Below are 17,080 nucleotides of genomic sequence, written 5' to 3' on the forward strand. Positions count from 1 at the left end.
ATCCATTCGAAATGACACACCCAGGGATTGCAGGAGCAACTCTTTTAAAGAAAAATTAAAAGAAGAGGGGGGACAAGCCCCTCTTTTTTGTTTACAATATAGAAATGCTATATATGAATAGAGGTAGGGATGTTATGAGCAAGTTTACAGTAGCTTCTAATGGTGCATTAGAAACAACATTAAGAGGAGCAGAAGTATTATCAACACCACTTTTAAATAAAGGGGTAGCTTTCACACAAAATGAAAGAGAAGAGTTAGGTTTAAAAGGGTTATTACCGCCAGCGGTTTTAACGTTAGAAGAACAGGCACGCCGAGCATACGAACAATTTAGTTCTCAGCCGGATGATTTATTAAAGAATGTATACTTAACTGCGTTACATGATCGAAATGAAGTATTATTTTATCGTATATTGACAGATCATTTACGTGAAATGTTACCGATTGTATATACACCAACTGTCGGTGTAGCAATTCAAAGATATAGTCATGAATATCGTAAACCACGTGGTGTTTATTTATCAATTAACGATCCATCAGGTATCGAAGAAGCATTTACCAATATCGGTGCAACAGCTGAGAACATTGATTTAGTCGTTGTAACAGATGGAGAAGGCATATTAGGAATTGGTGACTGGGGCGTTGGTGGTATTAACATCGCAATCGGAAAATTAGCTGTTTACACTGCTGCAGTTGGAATCGATCCTAGTCGTGTATTACCGGTAATTTTAGATGTAGGTACAAACCGTGAGGAGCTATTAAACAATCCATTTTATATTGGAAATCGTCACCCTCGTATAACAGGTGAAGCTTACGATGAATTTATTGATACGTTTGTACAAGCGGTAAACAAACAATTCCCGAAAGCACTTTTACATTGGGAAGACTTTAGCTCTCGTAACGCACGAAAAATTTTAGATAAATATCGTCATGATGTTTGTACGTTTAATGATGATATTCAAGGTACAGGTGCAGTTTCACTTGCGGCAGTATTATCGGCAGTGAAAGCTTCTGGTGTACCGCTAAGTGAACACCGCGTTGTAGTATTTGGTGCTGGTACGGCTGGAATCGGTATCGCAGATCAAGTTAGAGATGCGATGGTCCGTGTAGGCGTATCTGAAGAAGAATCATATAAGCGTTTCTGGTGTATTGATCGTAACGGGTTAGTTACAGATAATATGGAAGATCTTCTTGATTTCCAAATTCCGTACGCAAGAAAAGAAGCAGAAGTAAGTGAGTGGAAGCAAAATGATGTGATCGGACTTGCTGAAGTTGTGAAACATGTAAAACCGACAATTTTAATTGGTACATCTACTGTTGCAGGTGCATTTAAAGAAGAGATTATTAAAGAAATGGCTTCTCACGTAGAAAGACCAATCATTTTACCAATGTCGAATCCAACGCCACTTGCTGAAGCAAAACCAGCAGATTTAATCGAGTGGACAGAAGGAAGAGCGTTAGTTGCAACAGGAAGTCCATTTGAACCAGTTACATATAACGGTGTAACGTATGTGATTGGACAATCAAATAATGCACTTATTTTCCCAGGGCTTGGTCTTGGAACAATTGTAGTACGAGCAAGCGTCATGACGGATGGAATGTTCGCAGCGGCTGCTGAAGCAGTTGCGAGTATGGTAGATACAAGTCAGCCAGGAGCACCTATTTTACCAGAGGTCGAAGAATTACGTAATATCTCAGAAATGGTTGCAATTGAAGTAGCGAAAGTTGCAGTTGCAGAAGGTGTTGCAAGAGTGAACTTAAGTGATAACGATATCAAGATGGCAGTGAAAGAAGCAATGTGGAAGCCAGAGTATCGCCAAATAAAAGCGGTAGAAAAGGTTAGAATATAGAAAAAAAGCCCGTTTATAACAATAAGCGGGCTTTCGCTTTTACTACTGAAAAAAAGTATAGGAAGTGTCACCTTTGAATTGGAATCAATTATGGAAGAAAGATATGTCCCTTTTAATTATATTAATGGTCGTTGTTCCGATTGCTGGGGAGCTGAACTTTCATCCCTTTAATGATACGTTTCGAGTTAGCTTCGGTACACCGCTATTCTTCTTTTTATTATTATTTTTAAGAAGAATACCAGCAGGAGTTGCAGGTATTCTTGTTGGTATATCTGTAGTCTTATTCCGAGTGTGTCTTGACTGGATCATGCAAGGTTCATTTCATATGACAGAATCATTTTATTTGCGTTACCCTGTGTTCTTCTATTATTTTATTTATGGCAGTTTTTTTTCGCTTTGCAGAGTAAATAAGTTCCATCAGAAACCAATCATTATTGGATGCCTTGGAATTTCAATTGAAATTGTTGCAAGTATGTCAGAACTTGCGTTTTATCACATGTTAGTACTAGGTACAACAATAACGATTTCTGAAGTAAATAAACTTATTATTATTGCTATTTTTCGTAGTTTCTTTGCACTTGGTTTTTTAAATATGATGAATTTATATGAAACGAAATTAAAAGAATCGCAAGTTCGAAAAGAAAATGAAAATATGTTAATGCATCTTTCTAATTTATATGTGGAATCTGTTCATTTGAAAAAGACGTTACAAAATGCGGAGTTAATTACACAAGAAGCATATCAACTATATCGAAATTTACAAGTAAGCGCTGATTCAAGTAGTAAAACAGCATTGAAAATAGCGGGGGAAGTGCATGAAATAAAAAAGGATAATCAAAGGATATTTGCAGGATTATCTAAACTGTTATTAGATAAAAATGTGGCTGAATATGTAGAAGGACATGAGTTAGCAGAGATGATTGTTAGAATAAACGAGAAGTATGCTGAAATGCTAGAAAAGGATATACGTTTTTCTAAACATATAGAAGGTGAGCATGCTGCATACCACGTGTATACAGTGCTATCAATTTTTAATAACTTAGTTGCAAATGCAGTTGAAGCAATTGAAGATAAAGGTTTCGTTATTATTAAGCTATATAAAAGAAATCAGCATATATTTTTTGAAGTAATTGACGATGGGCCTGGTATTACACAAAAGTATAAGAAATTAGTATTTAAGCCAGGATTTACTTCCAAGTATGATCAAACGGGAACACCGTCAACTGGTATTGGGCTTTCTTACATAAATGAAATGGTAACAGAGCTAGGCGGAGAAGTGAAATTAGAAGACCGAGAAAATAAAAGAGGATGTAAGTTTATCGTTTGTTTACCAGAGGATAGTTTAAAGCAGGAAGGGGAATAGATTTGTTTTATTATATCGTAGACGATGATGAAGTTTTCCGTTCGATGCTTTCGCAAATTATTGAAGATGGAGATCTTGGAGAAGTAATTGGTGAGGCGGATGACGGAGCTTTTATTGAAGCGGATCAACTAAATTTTAAAAAAGTAGATATTTTATTTATTGATTTGTTGATGCCGATGAGGGACGGAATTGAAACAGTTCGTCACATTGCGTCAACTTTCACGGGGAAAATCATTATGATTTCTCAAGTGGAATCGAAGCAGCTTATAGGTGAGGCATATACACTTGGTGTAGAATATTATATTACAAAACCATTAAACAAAATCGAAGTTGTATCTGTTGTACGCAAAGTGATGGAGCGTATTAGATTGGAGCGTTCTATACATGATATTCAAAAATCATTGAATAACGTGTTTCAGTGGGAAAAGCCGCAATTGCGTACTGAACCAGTGCAAGAAGGAAAAAAGATAGGGGATTTAGGACGCTTTTTACTATCAGAACTCGGTATTGCGGGAGAGAATGGAAGTAAAGATTTACTTAGTATGCTGGAATATTTATATGGTCAAGAAAAGGCACAGACATTTGAGTTTGGCTTTCCTGCGTTAAAAGAAATTTTTCATCATATTACGATAAGGAAATTAGGGGATCTAGCTTTAGAGGCGGATATTGATAAAGAGAAAAAAGCGTCTGAACAAAGAGTACGTCGAGCTATTTATCAGTCGTTAAATCATTTGGCTTCTTTAGGATTAACAGACTTTTCAAATCCAAAATTTGAAAGCTATGCTCCAAAATTTTTCGATTTTACCGTAGTTAGAAAACGGATGACAGAAATGACGAAAGATGAACTCGCATCTTCTGGTCATACGCGAATTAATACGAAGAAGTTTATTCAAGTGTTGTATTTTGAGGCGAAGAGGTTGATGGAGATAGAGTGAAGAAGATGCTTATAAATAAGCATCTTCTTTTGTTAAATCAACATTTTATATTTTCTCGTGGAGCATGTAAAATGTTAAGTAAGAGAAAATGGTTTTATATTAAGGAAGTGTCAAAGCGATGAGTTTCACATTGAATAAATCGATTATTAAAGAAGTGTGCGGAGAGACCTCATATAAAAGAGGTGAAGCCTATTATAAATCAAATAAAGTGATAATAGATCATTACGATGAAAATAAAGAAATTTGTGAGGCGACAGTAAAAGGGAACGAGGATTTCCATGTTACAGTAGCAAAAGCCAAAAAGGGTGATGTTGTTGCAAAATGTAGTTGTCCTTCATTAGCGTCTTTTCAAACGTACTGTCAACATGTTGCAGCAGTATTAATACAAATAAACTATAATCAACAAACAGGTGGAATGAGCTCCACTAGTAGCAGAAATGATCAATTGACAAGTGGTATGTTTCAGCTGTTTGCAGACAAACCACTGAGGCCAAAAAGTAAACAACACCGTTTTGATACACGTGAAATATTAGATATTGAGTTTATATGTACACCAGTTGCTACGAGAAGTGGTGGGACTCTTCTTGGAATTCAATTGAAACTTGCCAAAGTGTATTTCATAAATCATATTAGAGAATTTCTTTCTAAGGTGGAGAAAAGAGAGTCTTTTCATTGTTCAAATGAATTTACATATACACCAGATGTACATAGTTTTAAACAAGAAACGGATGCAATTATTCAGCAGCTCATTAAAATGTATCATAACGAAAAAATGTATGAAGATACGCTAGAAGTACATGCGAAACAAGATGAAAGTATGATATTTATACCACCAGCTTCATGGAAAGATATGCTCTTTTCACTTTCTAAAGCTGAATATGTACAGCTGAAACAAAATGAACAACTGTTTCAGGGATTACAAGTTTCAAAAGGGTTGTTGCCGTTACACTTTGAATTTACGAAGGGAAATAATGGCGGATTTACACTTCATATAGAGGGTTTAAATCGTGTACAAGTTATGGATATGTATAACAATGCACTTTACGATGGGAAATTATATCACTTACACATTGAAGATTGTATGCGACTTATTGAATTACAAAAGATGATGAGTCGCTCAAATAGTAATCAGTTTTATATTCCAGAAAGTAAGATGGAACATTTCGTCGCGAAAGTTGTACCAGGATTAATGAAGCTCGGAACTGTACACATTGATGAAGTAATATCGGATCGTGTTGAAACACCTTCGCTAAAAGCGAAATTGTATTTAGACCGCGTGAAAAATCGCTTATTAGCAGGTCTTGAATTTCACTATGGGAACGTCATGATTAATCCGCTAGAAGAGGATGGACAGCCGTCTGTTTTTAATCGTGATGAGAAAAAGGAAAAAGAGATTTTAGACATTATGAGTGAAAGTGCTTTTGCAAAAACAGAAGGCGGTTACTTTATGCATAATGAAGAAGCTGAGTATAACTTTTTATATCACGTCGTGCCAACATTAAAAGGTTTAGTTGATATTTATGCGACGACAGCAATCAAATTGCGAATTAGTAAAGGGGATGCAGTTCCTCTTATTAGAGTGAGAAGAAAAGAAAGAATTGATTGGTTGTCATTTCGTTTTGATATAAAAGGAATACCAGAAGCAGAAATTAAAGGTGTATTAGCGGCCCTTGAAGAGAAACGTAAATATTATCGATTGGCGAATGGTTCGTTTTTATCGCTAGAGAGTAAAGAGTTTAATGAAATTAATCAGTTTATAAAAGAATCAGGTATTCGGAAAGAATTTTTACATGGAGAAGAGGTAAATGTTCCGCTTATTCGAAGTGTAAAATGGATGAACGGACTTCATGAAGGCAATGTTTTAAGTTTGGATGATTCTGTTCAAGAGTTAGTAGAAAACATTCAAAACCCGAAAAAATTAAAGTTTGCTGTGCCAAATACTTTAAATGCAGAAATGAGAAAGTATCAAGTATATGGGTTCGAATGGATGAAAACACTTGCTCATTACCGTTTTGGCGGTATTTTAGCAGATGATATGGGACTTGGAAAAACGTTGCAAAGCATTGCTTTTATAGATTCTGTTTTGCCTGAGATTCGAGAAAAGAAACTGCCAATATTAGTCGTTTCACCATCATCTCTTGTTTATAATTGGTTTAGTGAATTGAAAAAATTCGCCCCGCATATTAGAGCAGTTATTGCAGATGGAATTCAAGCAGAGCGCCGGAAAATTTTGAAAGATATAACGGAATTTGATGTTGTAATTACGTCATATCCATTACTGAGAAGAGATATAAGATTGTATGCAAGACCATTTCATACACTATTCCTTGATGAAGCGCAGGCGTTTAAAAACCCTACAACGCAAACGGCAAGAGCTGTGAAAACAATTCAAGCTGAATACCGTTTTGGGCTAACGGGTACACCTGTAGAAAATTCATTAGAAGAGCTATGGTCTATCTTCCATGTCGTCTTCCCAGAATTATTACCAGGAAGAAAAGAGTTCGGTGATTTAAGGCGTGAAGATATAGCGAAGCGAGTGAAACCATTCGTATTAAGACGATTAAAAGGGGACGTATTAAATGAGTTGCCAGAGAAAATAGAGCACTTACAATCATCGGAGTTATTACCCGATCAAAAGAGTCTTTATGCTGCTTATTTAGCGAAGTTAAGGGAAGAAACGTTAAAGCATTTAGACAAAGATACGTTACGTAAAAATAAAATTAGAATTTTAGCTGGTTTAACGAGATTGCGACAAATTTGTTGCCATCCTGCTTTATTTGTTGATGATTACAAAGGAAGTTCAGCTAAATTTGAACAACTGTTAGAGATTTTAGAGGAATGTAGAAGTACAGGAAAGAGAATATTAATTTTTTCTCAATTTACGAAGATGCTTTCCATTATTGGTCGTGAGTTAAATCGTCAAGCAATTCCATACTTTTATTTAGACGGGAGTACACCAGCGCAGGAACGTGTAAAGCTGTGCGATCGGTTTAACGAAGGAGAAGGGGATCTATTTCTTATTTCTTTAAAAGCTGGTGGTACCGGACTTAATTTAACTGGTGCAGATACAGTAATATTATACGATTTATGGTGGAATCCAGCTGTTGAACAACAAGCGGCCGATAGAGCGTATCGAATGGGGCAAAAAAATACAGTGCAAGTTATAAAGCTAGTAGCCCACGGAACAATCGAGGAGAAAATGCATGAACTGCAAGAAAGTAAGAAAAATTTAATTGCTGAAGTGATTGAGCCAGGAGAAGAAAAATTAGCATCCATTACGGAGGAAGAAATACGAGATATTTTAATGATTTAATATGAAAAAGCTATGCTTTCACATGTGAAAGCATAGCTTTTTGTTGTAATAATTATATTTTGTTTTGTGCAAAGTAAAGAAATCAAATGTTATTTAAATTACTTCTTTGTACCTTTACTTTTGTATGGCTTTGCAGCTTTCTTTTTCTTTGCACTTGATTGCCAACGGTTCCAACCTTTACTTCCTGTACCTTGTCCTACACCTTTTTTTGGTTTCGCTTTCGTTTTACTCATGTGATCACTCCGTTATATAAAAAATCTTATTTAATAATAGCCAATGTTTTAGAAAAATACTCTGGATAAATGACTATGTTTGTTTTAAGTAAAAACAAACTGCTTGAATGCTATAGTATATCATGAAATTGCAAGTAAACTGAAAGGAATTATAAAGAAAATGAAAATAATAAGAAATACTGCGGATTCTATATTCCGAACGATCACATTAATTGTTGTGTATACGTTAGTTTCGGTCAGTGAAACATTTTTTGGATTGACGAGGCAGAAAAAGTAAAGATGTTAAATTAAAAACAATCAATAAAGCCGTAAAATAAAGAATTGAAAAATATTTTAAAACTTTTTGTTGACTTTCTTTATTTTTTGTATAGAATAATCATTAATAAAATGTTTCAGAGATGTGACAACAAAACGACTATGAAAGGACGAGTAGTAGTAGGACGTAGTTTAAGCGAGTCAGGGGTGGTGTGAGCCTGATACGAAGCCTATTATGAAGAACCTCCTGGAGTTGCTAACCGAAATCCTTTATAGGAAAGTAGACTTAGCCGGGAACTTCGCCGTTACAAGAAGAACAGTATCGAGATATTTCATCTCCGTATTGTATAAGTGAGCAACCTCTGTTGCTAATTTGGGTGGTACCGCGGAACCAAAGCCTTTCGTCCCAGTTTTTTGGGAAAGAAGGGCTTTTTTTGTTGGCTTCTTTTCACAACATCCAAACATTTTAGGAGGAAACCACCATGTATCAATCATTAATGACAGTAAGAGAGACTCAAATCGCAATTAAGGAAGTTAAAACATTTTTCGAGGACCAATTAGCAAAACGCCTTGAACTATTCCGCGTATCTGCACCATTATTCGTAACGAAAAAATCAGGATTAAACGATCACCTAAACGGTGTAGAACGTCCAATTGAATTTGATATGTTACATTCAGGAGAAGAATTAGAAATTGTTCATTCACTAGCGAAATGGAAACGATTTGCATTACATGAATACGGATATGAAGCTGGTGAAGGTTTATATACAAACATGAACGCGATTCGTCGTGATGAAGAACTTGATGCAACGCATTCCATTTATGTTGACCAATGGGATTGGGAAAAAATCGTTCAAAAAGAATGGCGTACTGTTGAATACTTACAAAAAACAGTACAAACAATTTATGGAATATTCAAAGATTTAGAAGATCACTTATTTGAAAAATATCCGTTCCTTGGAAAGTATTTACCGGAAGAAATTGTTTTCGTTACTTCTCAGGAATTAGAAGATAAATATCCAGAATTAACACCGAAAGATCGTGAACATGCAATTGCAAAAGAACACGGTGCAGTCTTCATTATCGGAATTGGTGATGCACTTCGTTCAGGTGAAAAGCATGACGGACGCGCAGCTGATTATGACGATTGGAAATTAAACGGTGACATTTTATTCTGGCACCCAGTACTACAATCTTCATTTGAGTTATCATCAATGGGAATTCGTGTTGATAGTAAATCACTTGATGAGCAGTTAACGAAAACTGGTGAAGACTTCAAACGTGAGTATGATTTCCATAAAGGTATACTAGAAGACGTACTACCATTAACAATCGGCGGTGGCATTGGACAATCAAGAATGTGCATGTACTTCTTACGTAAAGCACATATCGGTGAAGTTCAATCTTCTGTATGGCCTGACGATTTACGTGAAGCTTGCAAGAAAGAAAACATTCATCTGTTTTAATAGAAGTAAGGGAATAGCTTAAATATAGAGCTATTCCCTCTTTTTTATAAAACATTACTTATTTATTACCGAGTTCTTCTGCTAAACCGATTAAAATTCCTTCGACTCCACGAATGTAGCAGAGACGATACGAGTTCTCGTACTGAACTACTTCGCCAACGAGCTCTGCACCATGCTTAGTGAGTCTCGATACCATTTCGTCAATATCCTCGACAGTGAACATGACGCGTAGATAACCGAGGGCGTTTACAGGAGCTGTTCGGTGATCTGCTATAGTAGGAGGGGTGAGAAATCGCGAAAGTTCAATTCGGCTGTGGCCATCTGGAGTGACCATCATAGCAATCTCTACGCACTGAGAACCGAGTCCAGTTACGCGACCAGCCCATTCACCTTCGACATTTGCTCGATCTTCGAGATTCAAGCCAATCTCCTCAAAGAAAGAGATTGCGTTATCAAGGGATTCTACAACGATGCTGACATTGTCCATTCGTAGTAATTTGTTTTTTGCCATAGTCTTATCTCCTTATGTATAAAAGTTTATTATTTAATTATCCTCATAATTATACTACTAAGTAGTTACAAATTCCTTTCAGTCAAAAACACCTTGTCACAGTATAGGAAAATGTGACAAGGTGTTTTTTAATATATCATATAGCATCTTGTTAACGAATAGCTTTTTATTTAATAGGAAGGAAGTAGATTAATATGTTTTTTTTATAAGCGTTACTAAACATATCAAATTAGCTCATTTGCACGAAAGGCTCAATTTTCGCCATAAATGATTGATGCAGCGCCTCAACGCCTGTTACTAAATGAAGGCGGTCAATAACGACAGACACTTTAATTTCTGATGTACTTACCATTTTAATATGAATATCTTCTTCTTTTAAAGTAGTGAACATATTTGCAGCGACACCTGGGTTAGATACCATGCCAGATCCTACGATTGATACTTTTGCTAAGTGATTTTCATGTTCTACAGATTCATAGTGAAGAGTTTCTTGATTTTGTTCCAAAACTTCTAAAGTTTCTCTTAAATCATTCGAATGAATGGAGAAGGAGAGATGTACAGTTCCTTCATTTGTAATACTTTGAATGATGATATCTACATTAATGTGTGCTGCTGCTAATGTAGAGAAAACTGTTGAAAGCGAGCCTTGTTCTAGTCCTTTAATTGTGACACGTGTAATATTATCCTCAAATGCAATACCTTTAACGATTGATTGTTGTTCCATGTTACATTCTCCTTTTACAATTGTTCCGTTTTCTTGTTCCATACTTGAGCGAACTTCTAAAACTACGTTATGATTTTTAGCAAACTCAACGGCGCGCGGGTGTAATACACCAGCACCGAGGTTTGCAAGTTCTAACATTTCGTCATAAGAAATTTCATCTAATTTATAAGCATCTTTTACAACTCGTGGATCCGTCGTATATACGCCGGTCACATCTGTGTAAATATCACATTTTTTTGCGTTTAGTGCAGCAGCTAATGCGACAGCAGTTGTATCAGAACCGCCTCGTCCAAGCGTTGTAATTTCAAAATCTTCACTGACTCCTTGGAAACCAGCTACAATAACAATCGTGCCTTTAGTAAGATAAGACTGAATTCGATCTGTATTAATTTCAGTAATCCGTGCACTACTATGTACAGATTCTGTCGTAATACCAGCTTGCCATCCTGTTAATGAAATCGCGTTATACCCTTTTGCTTGTAGTGCCATCGTTAATAATGAAATAGTTACTTGCTCTCCTGTCGATAGAAGCATATCCATTTCGCGTTTACTTGGATTTTCTGTAATTGCGTTAGCGAGTGCGACAAGTTCATCCGTGCTTTTTCCCATTGCTGAAACGACAGAGACAACGCTATGACCTCGTTCATATTCTTCAATAATTAAATTTGCTACATGTTGAATGCGTTCGACGCTTCCGACAGAAGTGCCACCGAATTTTTGAACAATTGTTTCCATTACAAATTCCTTCTTTCGTCTATTTTTAAGAATAGATTAGGAAATATATAAATCCCAATACTCCTGTAGTTACCAGAAAGACAAACAAAAAACACCATCTCAAATAAGTGAGGATGGTGCTGTTACAGGAAAAGGGAAACAGAAAACGGAGCTAATAAAAAAACCGCCAAAAAAGGAATATCATAAAAAATGATATCTCTTTTTTGTAGATAGCTCTTCATACGTACACGTCTGTACATATGACAGTTCTGTTTCTATTCGAAAACAGCCCCAATTGATAAATGCAGAGAAATTTATCAATTTCGGCAATACTTCCTTTCATCTAAGTTCATAGACATCTCTGTGTCTCCATTAGAATACTCATAAGTATCGCAACCTCTATCTCACGTTTTAGGCGAGAGTGTTTGATTTATGAAGTTGTTGGTAACATTTGTTTTATAATAATTTAAATTTTTCGGGGAATCAAGTGTTTTATATATATTTTAAAAATTCTTTCTTTTTTCTGAGGGAGTTTGTGAAAAATGTAGCAAAATAAATTCATTGCATGTACATTAAACTTATAGTGCATAGGAGGTGGGGAGAATGAAAAGGAAACAGCCTATTTATGTTGCGACAAAAATGAACACGACGATGGAAAAATTATGGGAATATACGCAAGAACCAGATATACATACAGAGTGGGATGCTCGCTTTACTGAAATTTCGTATTTAGAGAAAAAAGAAGGAGAACCACAGAAGTTTTTGTATAAAACAAAGATTGGATTTGGGCTTGAAATAGCTGGAGAAGGGGAATCAATAGGTGAAATAAGAAAAGAGACTGGTGAAAGAATTTCCTCTTTAAAATTTTGGACGGATAATACATTATCTCTTATTCAAATAGGACGTGGTTATTGGAAGTATACGCCCAATAAAGAATATATTCATTTTGAGACACAATATGATTATGAGACAAGATTTGGTCGTATAGGAAATGTAATAGATTCCTATATTTTTCGTCCGTTATTAGGTTGGGCGACCGCTTGGAGTTTTGATGCCTTAAAATTATGGTTAGAAAAGGGGCTTCATCCTAGATTACTAATTAGAAGAACAATGACGTATTGGCTCGTATGTTTTTTATTTGCTTTTGTATGGATATATCAAGGGATAGTGCCAAAACTACTGTTTACTCATTTAGAAGAAGTAAAGATGCTTTCTGTATTAATTGGTTCAAATGAAAGTAGTGTATGTATACTTAAAATAATTGGGGTGTTAGAAATAATTTTCGGTGTCGTATGGCTGTTGCCACTAACAAAAAGAAAATTATTTATACTGCATATTATTGTATTACTAGTTTTAACGTTAGCGGCAGGATTTACGAATATCGCAAGCTTTACAGGACCGTTTAATCCGATTACATTAAATGTTCTTCTAATGGGGTTATCAATTGTCGGTTATATAAATAGTTTCGATTTACCAAGCGCGAAAAATTGTAAGAGGGCGAGAAAGGGATAAGTGTATGGCTAATATGTATGAACGATTATTAGGGGATACCTATAAAAATCTTCATCCTGAATTGCAGAAGCGTTATGCGATTACAGAAGAGAATAGTTTTACAGGGGAAGGAAAGATGGATGAAATTTACGGTGGCTCTTTTTTCGTGAAATTTATATTGAAAATTGCATCGAAGTTTCGAATGTTTTTCTCGGAACGAGGAGAGGGAATTCCATTTACGATACAAAACATAGCTGAGCGAGATGAATATGGACAAGAATTAGTAAGGTGGAACCGTACTTTTTATTTCCATAATAAGAAAAGATATTTTAATGCAGTTATGCAGTTTGATGAAAACAAAAATGAAATTGTAGATTATTTTGGCGAACCACATTTACTCGTTTCTACACTGCATTTTCATATCGATGAGTTAGGGGCAATGCATATTTCTTCAAAGAAACAATGGTTTTATATGTTTGGAAGAAAAATGCCGTTACCAAAATTTTTGTATGGTGAAGCAAAAATTGTTGAAAGTTATGATGCAACACTACAGTGTTTTAGAATTCATGTACAAGTACGAAACCCGTTAATTGGCTCGCTTTTTTCATATAAGGGAACATTTGTGGAAAGGAAATAAACGATATGAAAAATATAATATTTGGGCTTGCTTGTTATGTTGTTTTTCTAATATATGAGTGGTCGAATATAAATCCTGTTGAAGCAATTATATTATTATCTGTTTTATTATTTATACCAATGTCACTTTGTATTATTGATAAAAGAAAAAGAGATGGATCGTATTTATTATTTTATAAATTCGTATCGTTTTTATATCCAATCGCAGCAATTTGTGCAATGCTAGCTTTCGTCACAAATTACAATGTATTTGCGCTAGTTTGGTTTGTATATACAGGAATTGTTGCGTTATTTGGTGTACGTAGATTGCTAGAAAGAGGATGGAAGCCGTTAGAAGAAATCGCCATAGATAGTGCGTTTATTTATTTGTTTTTAGGTGGTTTTTGGTTTTTTGCTTCAGTAGCAAAACTTTCAATTATGCATTTTAGCTCTGACATTGTTTTACTCACAGCTGCACATTTTCATTATTCGGCGTTTCTATTGCCATTATCAGCTGGTTTAATAGGGAGAAAAAGAGAAAAGAGAAGTAAAGTGTATGATGCTATTATGTTTATCATCATGATTTCACCTATGACAGTTGCAATAGGAATTACATACTCAAGAATATTTGAATTTTTTGCAGTGTTCCTATATTTATGTGCAATTTATGGGTATGGATTTTACGTTTGGAGAGCAAAATTTAATGTTATCAGTGCAAAGATTCTTCTAATCGTTTCGTCTAGTACACTCATGGTTACAATTATGTTCTCACTTATATATTCATACGGAAATTTGAAGCATGTAATGACGATTACAATTGCTCAAATGGTTTGGATTCATGGTGTTGTCAATGGAATTGGAGTAGCTTTACCGGTATTTATCGGCTGGGTGATTGAAAAGAGTGTTCCGAATTATAAATACTATGGGAAACCAATGAGTAAGTTAAGAGGAAATGTGGTAATTGGTGAGGCTTATTTATATAGCAGCAATTTAGTAGACAGTAAGGAATACAACGGTTTAGTTGATAAAGTAAATGACTTTCATAGTGAGGCATTTGATGTGACGAAGGTTCCTTTAAGTATGATTCATTTTTATGAAAATACAGCAGAGTATGAATTGCAATCGAATATTAAATGGGCTCGTTGGTTCCGTCCGTTCGCACTTTGCTATGAGAAAATGAGTAAGCGTGTGGAACAAATACATTTAGGGATGGGCGGCAATTGGGAAACGATGCATGGCTCTATCATTAGTGTAATAGATGAGAAAGATGGAAGAGAGAATGTAAGGGCTTGGATAAGGAAAAATGAAGCAGGTGAATCTATTTTTGTAGCTCTTTATTCAAAGCATACAAATAAGAATGAGACATATATGAATATCGCCTTACCTTTACCTTATTCGAATATGACTGGTATTTTGAAACTATATAATGATAGTCATGATTTAATCATTACTAGTAAGTTAAGAGAAAATGGTCAGGGAGATGAGGGGATTTATTTACATACTCGGTTCTTAACAATCCGTTTACCATTAGCAGAGACTTTTATTATAAAAGAGCGCACGGATCACATACTAGAAGCTAATCATAGAATGTGGATATTTGGAGTTAAGTTTTTAGAAATTGATTATAAGATTCAGAAAGTAGAGGAGAAGTAAGAAAAGCTTGGAGAGATTCCAAGCTTTTTTACGTATGTGTAATTTTTATAGCAACTTGTTTATCTAGCTCATTATCCCAAACACGTTGAATTTCAAAAGTGCCTGTTTCAAAAAATAATGGGAATCTTTCTTTAAACCAAGTTTGCATAGGTAGCTTTAGTGCTGTATCGATTGGTATCCATAATAATTCACCCTCAGGAGGGTTCAAAAGAAGTTCACCTTCAAATGAGTCTGTCCAATAGTTAAATACCATATATCGAACATTCCCTTTCGGATTTACATATTCATCTAATCCCTTAAAAATTAAATCCGAAACAAGTAATCCGGTTTCTTCTTTTACTTCTCTTATAGCGGCTTGAACGATACTTTCGGGGAAATCTACTTTGCCGCCAGGAGCGATGTAGCCAGGGAAACCTCGATGGTTGGGGCGTTTTATGAGTAAAACTTCATTGTTACGTTGGATCATACACATTGTATAGATCTGATGTTCGATGTTATGTGAATTTGGAGGCATAATGATGTATTCTCCTTTATATTTTTTTGATAATTTTACCATAACATAATTGTTTCTTATATAATTAGAAATATAATATTATAAATTTTCAGTCATATATTATGTATTCTATAGTCATTTGAAAAGAGGGGAGAGACATGCAAGGGGAAATACAAAAGGAGAAAAGTTTAGGTTATATTGGAAAATTATTATTACCAGTTAAAGTATCAACGCACTTTAAGTTTTTATGGATTGGACAATTACTCTCGGCCTTAGGTAGTTCGATAACTATGGTCATACTTCCAGTTGCTGTGTATTCATTAACTGGTTCAACAGTTGTAATGGGGATGACGATGGCAATGTACATGCTACCTAATATTCTTGCTTTACCATTTGCGGGTTTAATTGTAGACCGAATTGATCGGGTTAGGTTAATGTTATTTACGGATATAATCCGCTGTATATTAATGCTATTACTTGCATCGCTTATATTTATGGATTTATTAACAATTACGATTTTATATATTCTCGTTGCCATATACGGACTTATGGAAGGGATATTCCAACCAGCATATTCTGCTGTAAGGGCGAAAGTATTCGTCCCTGAAATTCGTAATGCAGCTAACGCACTCACTCAAATGAGTAATCAAGGTATACGATTAATTGGGCCAGCACTTGGTGGGTTAATCGTATCGGTTGCATCTGCAGGGATAGGTTTCGGACTAGATGCAGCAACGTACTTATTATCATTTTTATGTTTATTATTTTTAAAAGAAATTAAGTTTAAAAAAGTAAAACCCATTGAAAAGAGTAAGCTTAATTACAAACAAGAGTTTATGGAAGGTGTTTTAGTTTTAAAAAGTCATCCGTGGCTGTGGATTACAATTTTAGTTTTTTCTTTTATAAATATTTGTTATGCCGGTATTATCGTCGTATTAATTCCATGGTTATTTAATGTTCATCATCATTTTGAAGCTTACGTGTATGGACTTGGCATGGCCTTTTCTGGTGGTGGGGCTGTAATTGCCGCATTAATATTTGGTGGGAAAGAGCTGTGGCATAAGAGAGGATTACTGGCTTATGGAGGTGTTTTAATGAGTGGCATTGCTTTATTAATTATGCCATTCATTTCTTGGGCACCCGCTTTAATATTCTTAATGGCAATTGAAGGATTTGGCATGATGATATTTGGACTCATTTGGGAAACGAGTTTACAGGAGCTTGTACCAGAAGAAGCATTCGGAAGAGTGGCAAGCCTTGATATGTTGGGTTCTTTTGCTTTATTGCCATTAGGATACGTAGTTGTAGGCTGGTTAGCTACTGTCATAGGTGGCGAGATAACTATTATAACACTAGCTAGTTTAGTAATTTTAACAATTGGAATAGCATTGTCTGTACCGAGTATTCGTCGATTTAATTGATTATATGGGAAAAGAGGGCTAGACCTATATAGAAAATAACTTAGCA

13 protein-coding genes, 1 riboswitch and 1 other annotated feature are annotated in these 17,080 nt (G+C 35.2%); of the genes, 9 read left to right on the top strand and 4 right to left on the bottom strand.

The annotated features are described in order from the left end of the window. Positions 1 to 134 precede the first annotated feature (134 nt). From malS to ACS2QP_RS03485, 4 genes are all read left to right on the top strand, one after another. Positions 135 to 1,847, top strand: coding sequence for an oxaloacetate-decarboxylating malate dehydrogenase (malS, locus tag ACS2QP_RS03470; RefSeq protein ID WP_016117558.1), 1,713 nt, complete (start codon positions 135 to 137; stop codon positions 1,845 to 1,847). A 64-nt stretch (positions 1,848 to 1,911) separates the two neighbouring features. Beyond that, positions 1,912 to 3,210, top strand: a complete 1,299-nt coding sequence (locus ACS2QP_RS03475) for a sensor histidine kinase (protein ID WP_410990886.1) — start codon at positions 1,912 to 1,914, stop codon at positions 3,208 to 3,210. 2 nt (positions 3,211 to 3,212) lie between these two features. Next, a complete protein-coding gene (locus tag ACS2QP_RS03480) occupies positions 3,213 to 4,145 on the top strand; it encodes a response regulator (RefSeq protein WP_000500302.1) in 933 nt (310 codons plus the stop codon). Positions 4,146 to 4,263: 118 nt separating this feature from the next. Further along, the gene (locus ACS2QP_RS03485; RefSeq protein ID WP_438882133.1) at positions 4,264 to 7,458 is read left to right on the top strand and encodes an SNF2 helicase associated domain-containing protein; all 3,195 of its coding nucleotides are present in this window, start codon (positions 4,264 to 4,266) and stop codon (positions 7,456 to 7,458) included. 98 nt (positions 7,459 to 7,556) lie between these two features. Here the strand turns inward: ACS2QP_RS03485 and ACS2QP_RS03490 are convergent, their stop codons facing one another. After that, complete coding sequence (locus ACS2QP_RS03490) at positions 7,557 to 7,691, bottom strand: DUF3934 domain-containing protein (RefSeq protein WP_000047591.1); 135 nt, start codon at positions 7,689 to 7,691, stop codon at positions 7,557 to 7,559. A 408-nt stretch (positions 7,692 to 8,099) separates the two neighbouring features. Next, positions 8,100 to 8,358, top strand: a binding site (T-box leader). Positions 8,359 to 8,428: 70 nt separating this feature from the next. On the opposite strand from ACS2QP_RS03490, the gene asnA reads away from it, so the two are divergent. Next, complete coding sequence (asnA, locus tag ACS2QP_RS03495) at positions 8,429 to 9,412, top strand: aspartate--ammonia ligase (protein ID WP_000284917.1); 984 nt, start codon at positions 8,429 to 8,431, stop codon at positions 9,410 to 9,412. A 58-nt stretch (positions 9,413 to 9,470) separates the two neighbouring features. Here asnA and ACS2QP_RS03500 read toward each other — a convergent pair whose 3' ends face one another. Then, complete coding sequence (locus tag ACS2QP_RS03500; protein ID WP_017673966.1) at positions 9,471 to 9,923, bottom strand: VOC family protein; 453 nt, start codon at positions 9,921 to 9,923, stop codon at positions 9,471 to 9,473. 229 nt (positions 9,924 to 10,152) lie between these two features. Then, entirely contained in the window at positions 10,153 to 11,382 is a 1,230-nt protein-coding gene (locus ACS2QP_RS03505; RefSeq protein ID WP_017673965.1) for an aspartate kinase, read from the bottom strand. A 202-nt stretch (positions 11,383 to 11,584) separates the two neighbouring features. Continuing rightward, positions 11,585 to 11,771, bottom strand: a riboswitch (Lysine riboswitch). A gap of 193 nt (positions 11,772 to 11,964) precedes the next feature. Here ACS2QP_RS03505 and ACS2QP_RS03510 point away from each other — a divergent pair. The 3 genes from ACS2QP_RS03510 to ACS2QP_RS03520 are packed head-to-tail and all read left to right on the top strand — an operon-like array spanning position 11,965 to position 15,120. Beyond that, the gene (locus ACS2QP_RS03510; RefSeq protein ID WP_000823944.1) at positions 11,965 to 12,873 is read left to right on the top strand and encodes a DoxX-like family protein; all 909 of its coding nucleotides are present in this window, start codon (positions 11,965 to 11,967) and stop codon (positions 12,871 to 12,873) included. Positions 12,874 to 12,877: 4 nt separating this feature from the next. Further along, a complete protein-coding gene (locus ACS2QP_RS03515) occupies positions 12,878 to 13,489 on the top strand; it encodes a DUF4166 domain-containing protein (RefSeq protein WP_000002651.1) in 612 nt (203 codons plus the stop codon). Positions 13,490 to 13,494: 5 nt separating this feature from the next. Beyond that, entirely contained in the window at positions 13,495 to 15,120 is a 1,626-nt protein-coding gene (locus tag ACS2QP_RS03520; protein ID WP_438882134.1) for a YndJ family protein, read from the top strand. A 28-nt stretch (positions 15,121 to 15,148) separates the two neighbouring features. Here the strand turns inward: ACS2QP_RS03520 and ACS2QP_RS03525 are convergent, their stop codons facing one another. Beyond that, complete coding sequence (locus tag ACS2QP_RS03525) at positions 15,149 to 15,634, bottom strand: 8-oxo-dGTP diphosphatase (RefSeq protein WP_017673963.1); 486 nt, start codon at positions 15,632 to 15,634, stop codon at positions 15,149 to 15,151. A gap of 137 nt (positions 15,635 to 15,771) precedes the next feature. Here ACS2QP_RS03525 and ACS2QP_RS03530 point away from each other — a divergent pair, with 137 nt between their 5' ends. Further along, positions 15,772 to 17,034 (top strand): MFS transporter, encoded by a 1,263-nt coding sequence (locus ACS2QP_RS03530; RefSeq protein WP_017673962.1) that lies wholly within the window; start codon positions 15,772 to 15,774, stop codon positions 17,032 to 17,034. Positions 17,035 to 17,080 lie beyond the last annotated feature (46 nt).

Source organism: Bacillus cereus group sp. Bce019 (assembly GCF_051781745.1).
GTDB classification, from domain to species: Bacteria; Bacillota; Bacilli; order Bacillales; family Bacillaceae_G; genus Bacillus_A; species Bacillus_A cereus.